Origin of the sequence: Gryllotalpicola kribbensis (assembly GCF_039538245.1) — a bacterium.
In the GTDB taxonomy this organism is placed as follows: Bacteria; Actinomycetota; Actinomycetes; order Actinomycetales; family Microbacteriaceae; genus Gryllotalpicola; species Gryllotalpicola kribbensis.
On record NZ_BAABBX010000017.1, the window covers coordinates 92,340 to 102,626 of the forward strand.

General features: G+C 70.8%; 10 protein-coding genes. 5 read left to right on the plus strand and 5 right to left on the minus strand.

Going from position 1 to position 10,287, the window contains the following annotated elements; genetic code table 11:
* Window positions 1–42: 42 nt before the first annotated feature.
* Window positions 43–1,263, minus strand: coding sequence for an enolase C-terminal domain-like protein (locus ABD716_RS15705; protein WP_344778600.1), 1,221 nt, complete (start codon window positions 1,261–1,263; stop codon window positions 43–45).
* 113 nt (window positions 1,264–1,376) lie between these two features.
* Between ABD716_RS15705 and ABD716_RS15710 the strand changes: the two genes are divergently transcribed.
* Window positions 1,377–2,264 (plus strand): HpcH/HpaI aldolase/citrate lyase family protein, encoded by an 888-nt coding sequence (locus ABD716_RS15710; protein ID WP_344778602.1) that lies wholly within the window; start codon window positions 1,377–1,379, stop codon window positions 2,262–2,264.
* 3 nt (window positions 2,265–2,267) lie between these two features.
* On the opposite strand, the gene ABD716_RS15715 is transcribed toward ABD716_RS15710, so the two are convergent.
* Genes ABD716_RS15715 through ABD716_RS15730 form a run of 4 tightly spaced genes read right to left on the minus strand, consistent with a single transcriptional unit; the run spans window position 2,268 to window position 6,080 of the window.
* Complete coding sequence (locus tag ABD716_RS15715) at window positions 2,268–3,164, minus strand: TolB family protein (protein WP_344778604.1); 897 nt, start codon at window positions 3,162–3,164, stop codon at window positions 2,268–2,270.
* Complete coding sequence (locus ABD716_RS15720; RefSeq protein ID WP_344778606.1) at window positions 3,164–4,243, minus strand: Gfo/Idh/MocA family protein; 1,080 nt, start codon at window positions 4,241–4,243, stop codon at window positions 3,164–3,166. Before ABD716_RS15720 ends, ABD716_RS15715 begins: the two co-directional genes overlap by 1 nt.
* Entirely contained in the window at window positions 4,243–5,343 is a 1,101-nt protein-coding gene (locus ABD716_RS15725; RefSeq protein WP_344778608.1) for a Gfo/Idh/MocA family protein, read from the minus strand. The genes ABD716_RS15720 and ABD716_RS15725 overlap by 1 nt, the downstream gene beginning before the upstream one ends.
* Window positions 5,340–6,080 carry a sugar phosphate isomerase/epimerase family protein gene (locus ABD716_RS15730; RefSeq protein ID WP_344778610.1) on the minus strand — a complete coding sequence of 247 codons (741 nt, stop codon included), beginning with the start codon at window positions 6,078–6,080 and terminating at the stop codon, window positions 5,340–5,342. Before ABD716_RS15730 ends, ABD716_RS15725 begins: the two co-directional genes overlap by 4 nt.
* A gap of 136 nt (window positions 6,081–6,216) precedes the next feature.
* Here ABD716_RS15730 and ABD716_RS15735 point away from each other — a divergent pair, with 136 nt between their 5' ends.
* Genes ABD716_RS15735 through ABD716_RS15750 form a run of 4 tightly spaced genes read left to right on the plus strand, consistent with a single transcriptional unit; the run spans window position 6,217 to window position 10,184 of the window.
* Window positions 6,217–7,383 (plus strand): ROK family transcriptional regulator, encoded by a 1,167-nt coding sequence (locus ABD716_RS15735; protein WP_344778612.1) that lies wholly within the window; start codon window positions 6,217–6,219, stop codon window positions 7,381–7,383.
* A gap of 39 nt (window positions 7,384–7,422) precedes the next feature.
* Complete coding sequence (locus tag ABD716_RS15740) at window positions 7,423–8,463, plus strand: Gfo/Idh/MocA family protein (protein ID WP_344778614.1); 1,041 nt, start codon at window positions 7,423–7,425, stop codon at window positions 8,461–8,463.
* Between the two features lie 48 nt (window positions 8,464–8,511).
* Window positions 8,512–9,159: a YqaJ viral recombinase family protein gene (locus ABD716_RS15745; RefSeq protein WP_425553492.1), complete on the plus strand. Its 648-nt coding sequence runs from the start codon at window positions 8,512–8,514 to the stop codon at window positions 9,157–9,159.
* 47 nt (window positions 9,160–9,206) lie between these two features.
* Window positions 9,207–10,184, plus strand: coding sequence for an NADP-dependent oxidoreductase (locus ABD716_RS15750; RefSeq protein WP_344778616.1), 978 nt, complete (start codon window positions 9,207–9,209; stop codon window positions 10,182–10,184).
* The last annotated feature ends 103 nt before the right edge of the window (window positions 10,185–10,287 follow it).

Sequence of the window (10,287 nt, forward strand, 5' to 3'; positions counted from 1 at the left end):
CGAACGCGGGTCGACTCGGCGCAGCCGAATGGAGACCCTTGACTAGAACCGCAGCGTCGAGATCTCGTCGATCTTGGCGTCGTCGAGGCGGATGCCGAAGCCGGGCCGGCTCGGAAGCTCGAACGATCCGCCGACCGGCACCGGCGGCTCGAGCTCGAAGTGGTGCCGGTTCGGGATGTGGCGCCCCAGATACTCGACCTTCGGGCACAGCGCAGGCGACTGGCTGGCGACGACGTGAAGCGCCGAGTGGATGCCATGGCCGTGCGGGATCACGGGAACGCCGAAGACCTCGGCGAGCGCGCAGATCCGCACGAGCTCCGTGACGCCTCCGCACCACTCCGGGTCGCATTGCGCGACAGCGAGCACCCCCTCCGTGAGATAGGGCAGCAGCTCCTGCCTGTCATAGATGTGCTCGCCGGCGCTGATCGGAATGCGGGTGCTGCGCGCCAGCGCGGCGAAGGCAGGGAACTGGTTCTGGCCGAACGGCTCCTCGAGCCACGTGGGGTCGAGGTCATCGACGCGCTCGGCCCACGCGCGGGCATACGCAAGATCCCAGCCGCGATATGCGTCGAACATCATCGGCTCGTCCGGCCCGATGGTCTCGCGCACGGCTTCGGCGAGCGCGACATTGCGCCGCAGCCCGGCGGCGCCATCGGCCGGGCCGTCGCCGAAGAACCACTTCTGCCCCGCGAAGCCCTCCTCCTTCGCGGCCGCGGCCAGAGCCCGCACCTCGTCGAGGTCGAGCGAAGCGCCGAGAGTGCTCAGGTAGGCGGGCACGCGCTCACGGGTCGCTCCGCCCAGCAGCTGCCAGACCGGCGCCCCGAAGACGCGGCCGCGCAGATCCCAGAGCGCGTTGTCGATGGCACTGAGCGCCATCTTGTAATGACCGTGCCGCCCGTGGCGCTCCAGTCGCTCGAGCAGGTCCCAGTGAGCGTTTCCGGCCAGCGCGTCCTCGCCGATGAGCTCAGGTGCGATCTTCTCGCTGATCAGCCAGGTGACGTCGGCGTCGATCGGTCCGTAGAAGCCCTCCGCGCCGGCATCCGTTCCGATCCTGAGATAGTGCGCGGCCATCTCGCCGCCGTTCCAGGGGGCGGCGGGCGTCCGAAACGGCGGCCGCCTGCTGTCGTAGAACGACTCGGCCCGCACCTGGCGCTGCGTGTCGCCCTGTGGCGGCGCCGGCGCGGCTCCCCGCACGAGCTGGACTTCGACCGAGGCGATGCGGATGCGGCGCACTGCGCTGTGCTCGCGGCTGACTGGCTCCATGCCGCCAGTCTGCCCCGCGCGACCCGGCTTTGCGGGAGGGCGTATCGTGCAGGGGTGAGCTGCGCGACGATGCGACGTCCTCGCCGGCGCACCGAACTACGTCAGGGAGACACGTGACTTCGACCGAACAGAGCAACGGCACCGCACTCGAGCAGCGCCGCGCCGCCCGCGAGGCGAACCGCGTCGACGGCGAGAACGCCCGGTCGTGGCAGCTCGTCTCCGCCCTGCGAGACGAGCTCTTCGACCGCGCCATGCTCGGTCGCGCCGACCAGATCGTCCTGGATCTCGAGGACGCGATCGATGCGTCGCTGAAGGACGCGGCCCGCGACAAGGTCGTCGACTGGCTGAGCTCGGGCGGCAGCGCGTGGGTGCGCATCAACGACTGGACCACGGTGGACTGGAGCGACGACCTCGCCGCACTCGCCGGCGTTCCCGGCCTCAAGGGCGTCATGCTCGCGAAGACCGAGGCCGCCGAGCAGGTGACCGACACCTTCCAGCGGCTCGGCGGCCAGACGCCCGTCGTCACCCTGATCGAGTCCGCGCTCGGCATCGAGGATGCCGCGGACATCGCACGCGCCAGGGGCGCCTACCGCCTCGCCTTCGGGTCGGGGGACTACCGCCGCGACACCGGCGCGTCGAACACCCCGCTCGCGATGGCATACCCGCGCACGCGGCTCGTCCTCGCCAGCCGCATCGGCGGCCTGCCGGGCCCCATCGACGGCCCGACGGTCGCGAGCACGCACCCGGTGCTGCGCGAGCAGGCGGCCGACGCCGTGGCGCTCGGCATGACGGGCAAGCTGTGCCTCGACCACGAGCAGCCGGCCGTCATCAACGAGTCGATGAGCCCGTCGCCGGCCGACGTCGCGTGGGCGCTCGACTTCCTCGCCGAGTTCGAGGCCGACGGGCGCGTCATCCGTGACGGCTCCGACAAGCCGCGTCTCGCGCGGGCCGAGACGATCAAGCGCCGGGCCGACCTCTTCAAGATCGCGCCGGCGAGCTGAGCCCTACACGTCCGAGTACGTCACATAGGCGAACGCCGAGGAATCCGGCGCCCAGCTGCCCACGTTCATCGCCCCCTGCCCGCCGAACACGGTGACGAGGTCTCGCCCCGTGCCCCCGGCGGGCGTCGTCAGCCTGATCCGCACGTCGGCGATGTTCTCGGGGTGCCCCTCGGTTCCCGGCGGGTAGCTCACGTAGGCGAGATGCCTCCCGTCGGGCGACGGGTGAGGGAACCAGTTCACGCGCTCGTCGTCGGTCAGCTGGGTGACGGATGTCCCATCCGGCCGCATTCGGAAGAGCTGCGCATGCCCGGCGGCGCCCCCGGCCCGCTCGGAATTGAAGTAGACCCACTCGGCGCCGTCCGGCCCCGGGCCGAACTCGGCGCCGTCATCCTGGAATCCGTCGTCCGTGAGCTGCACCTCGTCGCCCCCGTCGAGCGGCAGCAGGTAGACGTTGGTGACGCGCTGGTCGCCCTCCCATGACAGCCCGATGTAGGCGAGGGTCGAGCCGTCGCGCGAGACGCCGTGCAGGTAGTGATGGAAGTCACCGCGATCGTGCGACACCTGGCGCGGTCCGCTGCCGTCGAGCGGAACGGCGTAGAGGTGCCCGTCCTGCGCCGAGACATAGACCGTGTCGCCGTCGGGCGAGAGCACGTGGTCGTTGTTGATCTCGGGGATCCCCCCGAGATCGATCTCGGTCAGCACCGCGCTCGTGGGCGTCGCCGAAGCCGGCACCCAGAACAGTCGGCCGTCGCCGTTGACAACGAGCGCCGCCCCGTCGGGGGTCCAGTTCGGCGCTTCGAAGAGCAGCCGATCCGAGCTCAGCACCTCCCGTGCGGCATCCGCCTCGATGTCGTACACCCACAGCGTGGCGGACTGACCGGGCGCGAATCCCCTGGCCATCAGAGCTCGACCCATTCGGCGCGCTCGGCGGCGGCCATGACGGCCTCGGTCACCCGCACCGCGCGCAGCCCGTCCTCGAACCGTGGCAGCCCGTCGGGCCGCGCCCCGGCGGTCGCGGCGTAGCTGTCGGCGACGAACGCGTTGAATGCGTCCTGGTAGCCCTGCGGGTGCCCGGCGGGCGTCGTCACGAGGCGCGCCGCGTCAGCGCCGAGCTGCTCGGCGTCACGCGGAACCAGCAGAGAGCCGGCTCGGCGGCCGACCCACAGCGTCTCCGGCTGCTCCTGATCGAACACGACGGACTCCGCCGCGCCGCCGATCTCGATGTGCAGGCGGTTCTTCCGCCCCGGTGCGAGCTGGGAGACGAGGAGCGTTCCGATCGCACCGCCCTCGGTCTCGAGAACGACGGCCACGGCGTCCTCTGTCTCGATGCGCGCGTGCTCGGCGCGGCTCTCGATGAAGGTCCGCTTCGACGCCGCCACGCGTGCGACGCGCTCCCCCGTCACGAACTCGATCAGGTCGACCAGGTGCGAGCCGATGTCGGCGAAGGCGCGCGAGCGGCCGCCCGCTGCGGCATCCACGCGCCAGTTGTCGTCGTCGGCCGACAGCAGCCAGTCCTGCAGATACGCGCCCTGGATGGTGAGCACGCGCGCCGTCTCGCCGGCCGCCACGCGTGCGCGCGCCTCCCTCACGAGCGGGTGGAAGCGGTACACGAACGGCACGGTCGCGGTGCGGCCGGCGGATGCCTCGACCAGCCGCTCCGCATCCGCGAGACTCGTTGCGAGGGGCTTCTCGCACACGACGTGCTTCCCCGCGGCGAGCGCGGCTTCGGCCTGCTGCGCATGCAGCGCGTTCGGCGTCGTCACGTGCACCACGTCGACCGCGGGGTCGGCGAGCAGTGCATCGAGCGAGTCGTACGCCCGCTCGATGCCGAGCTCGTCCGCCGCCTGCTGCGCGCGGGCGGGCGACGAGCCGACGACCCCGACGAGCCGTGCTCGCGCGGCCCGGGCGGCGCGCGAGTGCACGGCCGCCATGAACCCGCCGCCGACGATGCCGACGCCGAGCCCGGCCGCGGCCGCCATCAGAGCGTCTTCTCGCTGGGGCTCCACGACTCCGGCAGCGCCGGCGTCGGCACGAAGGTGCTCTCGACCTCGACCCACTCGCCGCGCTCGGCCGCCTCGATGGTCGAGACCATGATGTCGAGGGCATGGAACGCCTGCTCGCCGGAGGCCCGCTCGGGCACGCCGGCGCGAATCGCGCGCGCGAGCTCGACGACGCCCGTCCCGCGGGCCGCCTTCTCGCCCGTGGTCTCGATCGTCTCGGTCGTGCCGTCGGCCTTGTGCAGCACCAGGTCGCCCACGAACATGTTCGGGTCGGCGAGCTCGAGCGCGCCGTCGACGCCGGTGACCTCGAACTGCGTTCGGCGGATCTGCGAGTCGAAGCTGAAGATGCTCTGCGACGTCTGGCCGCCCTCGAACTCGTACACCGCCGTCACGTGGGTGGGAACGGTCACGTCGAAGCTCTCCCCGGCGCGCGGCCCCGAGCCGATGGTGCGCCGCTCCTTCGACTTCGAGGCGACCGCCGCGACCCGCTTCACCGGCCCGAACAGCTGGATCAGCGTCGTGACGTAGTACGGCCCGACGTCGAACAGCGGGCCGGCGCCCTCCTGGAACAGGAAGTCGGGGTTCGGGTGCCACGACTCCGGCCCGGGCTGCTGCATGAGGGTCAGCGCGGTCTTCGCCTCACCGATCGCGCCCGATTCGATCAGGCGGCGAGCGGTCTGGATGCCGGCGCCGAGGAACGTGTCGGGGGCGGTCGCCACGCGCAGGCCCGCGGCCTGTGCCGCCTCGAGCAGAGCCCGGCCGCTCTCACGGTCGAGAGCGATCGGCTTCTCGGTCCACACGTGCTTGCCCGCGGCGAGCACGCGGTGCGCGACTTCGGCGTGCGCCTTCGGAATCGTGAGGTTGACGACGATCTCGATCTCGGGGTCGGCGAGCAGCTCCTCGACGGTGCCGAACCCCGGCACCCCGAACGCCTGCGCCTGGAACTCCGCGCGGTCGAGGTCGATGTCCGCCACGAAGCGGACATCGACGTCGGGGAAGGACGTCAGGTTGGTCAGGTACTGCGTGCTGATGTTGCCGGCGCCGATGACGCCGACGCCGACGCGCCCGGTGCTGCTCATGCCAGGCCCTCGGCCTTCAGGAAGGCGACGCTGTCGGCGACGGCCTGGAACCGGTCGCCGCGCGAGTCGTCGAGTTCGATCACGCGCAGCGCGCTCGGCGCCGCTGCGATGATCGAGCGGATGGGCAGCGACCCCGAGCCGACCGCGACCTGGTCCTTGTTCTCGTGGGTCGCGGGGCCGTCCTTGACGTGCAGCGCGATGACCTTCGATCCGAGCTCTCCGAGCAGCGCGACGGGGTCGGTGCCGCCGACGGCGGCCCAATAGGTGTCGAGTTCGAGCGCGACGCTCTCGGGCAGCTGCGCCGCGAACAGCTCGTACGCGGGCCGTCCGTCGATCTTCGTCTCGAACTCGAAGGCGTGGTTGTGGTAGCCGATGGACAGTCCGAAGCCCGCGGCCTTCTCCGCCGCGGCGGCGAGGTCGTCGACGATCCGTGCGACGCCGTCGGCCGTCTGCCAGCGGTCCTCGGCGATGTGCGGGTCGATGAGCGTGCGGATGCCGAGGGACGCCGCCTTCTCGAAGATCGGCTCCTGCTCCTCGGCGACGAAGCGCTGGTGCGCGGTCGGGCTGGTCAGGCCCGCGGCGGCGAGCGCGTCGCCGAGACCCTCCAGACCCATGATGTTGAAGGCCTCGACCTGGGTGAACCCCAGCCCGGCCAGTCGGGCGAGTGCGCCGGGCAGGTCCTCCTGCAGGGCCTCGCGCACGGTGTACAGCTGCACGGAGAGCAGTGACTCGGTCACAGAACCGTCCTCTTCCACGTTGAAGGATGACGCCGACAGAGTCGCCGGCGATCCTCATTCAACCAGACTTCTGCCGTCGATCAAGCAAAAGTCGCGTGTTCACCGTCGACTTTCGCCGCTGTGTTTCAATGGCCTCATGTCAGACGACGCGCTCGGTTCGCTGGTCGCGGCCGACGCGCGCGGTCTGCTGCGGATGCTGCGCGGCGGTGCCCCGAAGACGCGTGCGCAGCTCGCCGAGCTCACGGGCCTCGCGCGCTCGACGGTGGCGGCACGGCTCGACGGTCTCATCGCGTCGGGCCTCGTGGTTCCCGCAGGCGACGAGCTCTCCTCAGGGGGCCGCCCGCCCGCCCTGCTCGCATTCAATCCCGCCGCCCGTGTCGTGCTCTCCATCGATCTCGGCGCGACGCACGGTCTCGTGGCCCTCACCGACCTCGCGGGAAGCATCCTGCGCACCGAGGCGCGTGAGCTGGCCATCTCCGACGGCCCCGAGCCGGTCCTCGACTGGGCGGTCAGCGCGGCGAAGCGCGTGCTCGCAGCGGGCGGCCGCTCTCGCAGCGATCTCATCGGCATCGGAGTCGGCCTGCCGGGGCCCGTTGAGCACGCGAGCGGACTGCCCACGAATCCGCCGATCATGCCGGGCTGGAACCGCTTCGATGTGCCCGCGTACCTGCGCCGGCACTTCGACGTCCCCGTCCTCGTCGACAACGACGTCAACATTCTCGCGCTCGGCGAGCACGCGGTCACCTGGCCGGACGTCACCGACATGGTCTTCATCAAGGTCTCCACGGGCATCGGCGCCGGCATCATCTCGGGTGGTCGCCTGCAGCGCGGCGCGCAGGGATCGGCCGGCGATCTCGGTCACGTGCGCGTGCCGTTCACGCGCCGGACCCCGCAGCACGGCGCCGTCGACGCCGACCTCGAGGCACTTGCGAGCGGCCCCGCCATCGCCGCCTGGATGTCAGAGCACGGAGTCCCCGCTCGCACGAGCCAGGACGTCCTCGACGCCGGCCTTCGCGGCGACTCCGTCGCGATCCAGGGGCTGCGCCAGGCCGGCCGTGACCTCGGCGAGGTGCTCGCCACGGTCGTCAACCTGCTGAACCCCTCCGTCGTCGTCATCGGCGGAAGCGTGGCGCGCGCCGGCGAGCACCTGCTCGCCGGGGTGCGCGAGGTCGTCTACGGCCAATCCACCCCACTCGCGACCCAGCACCTCAGCATCGTGCACTCACGCGCCGGCGCGACCGGCGGCGTCCTCGGCGCCGCCATCATGGTCATCCAGCGCGTTCTGGGCGACCCCACCGATTGACCCCGGCGCGCCACCCGCGCGCATCAAGAAAGGACGCCGATGTCTCTTCCCGCTCCCCGCTTCCCGGACCCGTCCGACGCGCCGTCGCTGCGCTGGGGCATCCTCGCTCCCGGCGGGATCGCGCGCAGCTTCGCCGGCGCCGTGCGCGATCACACCGGCCAGAAGATCGTCGCGGCCGCCTCGCGCTCGCTCGACCGAGCGCAGGCCTTCGCCCGCGACTTCGATGTTCCGCACGCCTACGGCGACTACGCCGAACTCGTCGCGAACCCTGAGGTCGATGCCGTCTACGTCTCCTCCACGCACAATGCGCACCTCGAGCTCACGCTCCTCGCCATCGAGGCGGGCAAGCACGTCCTCGTCGAGAAGCCGGCCGGATTCTCCGCGGCCGAGGCACAGCGCATGCTCGATGCCGCCCGCGCCAAGGGCGTCTTCCTCATGGAGGCGATGTGGACGCGGTACCTGCCGCACACCGACGTGGCCCGCCGCCTTCTCGAGTCGGGCGCGCTCGGCGAGGTCCGGCTGGTGACCGCCGACTTCGGCGTCAACGTCCCCTTCGATGCGGCCAGCCGCATGTACGACCCGGCGAAGGCGGGCGGCTCTCTGCTCGATCTCGGCGTCTACCCGATCTCGTTCGCCCAGTTCGCGCTTCCCTCTCTCGGCGACAGTCCCGTGCTGCACGTCGCCGGCTCCCTGTCGCCCACCGGCTCCGACGCACAGGTCTCGCTGATCCTTCAGGCGGATGCCTCATCGCACGCCCTCCTCCATGTCGGGGTCGAGGCCCGCACGCCGTGGACGGCGACGATCTCGGGCACCGCGGGGCGCATCGAGATCGACTCGCCGTTCTGGTCGCCGTCCGCGCTGACCTTCTATCCGAACGACGCAGAGCCCGAGCGCTACCCGGGCCACCCGACGATCACGGCGAGCGGCGGCATGGCGTTCGAAGCCGCGGCGTTCGCGCGCTACGTCACCGACGGCCTCGACGACTCGCCCCTGCATCCGTTCTCTGAGGCGATCTCGGCGCTGCGGATCATCGATGAGGCGCGTCGGCGGCTCGGCTACACGGCGGGCCTGGAAGGATAGGGAGCACGACCGCTCACGGGAACCCCGTGACCGACAAGAGAGGCTCTTGTGACCGATCTCCTGCTCCCCGGCTTCGAGGACGAGCAGAGCACGGTCCGCCCCAGTCACCTCGATCGCGTCGTCGCCGATTCGAGCGACCGCGTCGCATGGCTGCGCGCTCGCAGCCGCGGCATCACCGCGACCGATGTCGCCAAGCTCTCGACGCCCCGTTCCGTCGAGGCCGCTGCCCGCGAGAAGTGGTTCGGCAGCCGCTTCAGCGGCAACGCTTACACCGAGCACGGTCGCGAGCGCGAGCCCGAGATCGCCGCATGGATGCTCGAGCACCATGGCATCGCGCCGTCTTCACTGCTGTTCCACGCCGAGAACGACAAGCGACACCTCGCAACGCCCGACGGCCTGACGGTGACGGATGCCGGGGCCGTGGTCCTCGCCGAGATCAAGACCACCAACAAGCCGTGGCGCTCGATCCCCCGCCACTACCTGCGCCAGATCTGGTGGCAGCAGTACGTTCTCGGCGCCGAGCGCACCCTCTTCGTCTGGGAGCGGCACGAGGACTTCGTTCCCGTGGGCGAGCCCGAGTGCCGCTGGGTCGACCGCGACGAGGACGCGATCGCGACGCTCGTCGCCCTCGCGGCCCAGCTCGTCGCGACGATCGATGGGCTCGCGAGACGACACACGGGCGCAATCGGCGTGTAATCACCCCTCGTTAGGGTCGGTCGTACCGAGGCCTGGAGGTACGAATCGTGACCGAGCTCATGACCGCGGCGGTGCTGGAGCGCTTCGGCAGCCCCGACGAATTCAAGATCGCGCGGGTTCCGCGGCCCGTGCGCATCAACGACGAAGTGCTGGTCGAGATCCACGCCGCAGGCATCAACCCTCTCGACGCGAAGACGCGTGCGGGCCAGGGCACCTCGGCCGCCGTCGGGTCGTTTCCCGCCGTACTCGGCTACGACTTCAGCGGCGTCGTCGTCGAGTCGCCCTATGAGGCGCATCCCCTGCAACCGGGCGACGCCGTCTACGGCATCGTGCCGACACCCCGCTATTCGGGAACTTACGCGCAATACGCGTCCGTACCGAGCCTGTGCGTCGCCCCCAAGCCCGTGGGTCTGTCGCACACCGAAGCCGCGGCGGTGCCCCTCGCGGCGCTCACCGCCTGGGGCATTGTCACGACCGTCGCCAGGGCGCACGAGCGGCAGCGGATCCTGATTCACGCCGGCGCAGGCGGCGTCGGGCACTTCGCCGTGCAGTTCGCCGCATACTTCGGCGCCCACGTCATCGCCACCGCCGGAACGCGGAACCTCGAGTGGCTGCGCTCACTCGGCGCGCGCGAGACGATCGACCACGTGGCGCACCGTTTCGAAGAAGAGGTCGACGAGGTCGACGTCGTCATCGACCTGCTCGGCAACACCGCCGACGCGACCGGCTCGAAATCGCTCCAGGTGCTGCGCAAGAACGGACTCATCGTCAACGTTCCCTCGGGCAGCTGGCCCGGCTTCGCCGACGAGGCGGCCGCCGCTGGGGTGCGCTGCACGACCTATCGCGTCGCACCCGACGCGGCCACGCTCGCGGTCGTCTCGCGCTTGCTGGAGCAGGGGTCGGTCCGGCCGCACCTCGACGAGATCTTCCCCCTGCAGGACATCGCGAAAGCGCATGCCCGGCTCGAGACCGGTCATGTCCGCGGAAAGCTCGTCGTCACGATGGGCCCCGACGCGACGCCTTGAACACGTAGCGCCCCCTCGTCGTGAGGGGCGCTAAACAGCAAAAGGGCCATCCGGTGTTCGGATGGCCCTTTTGTAATGGGTGTTCGGCGGTGTCCTACTCTCC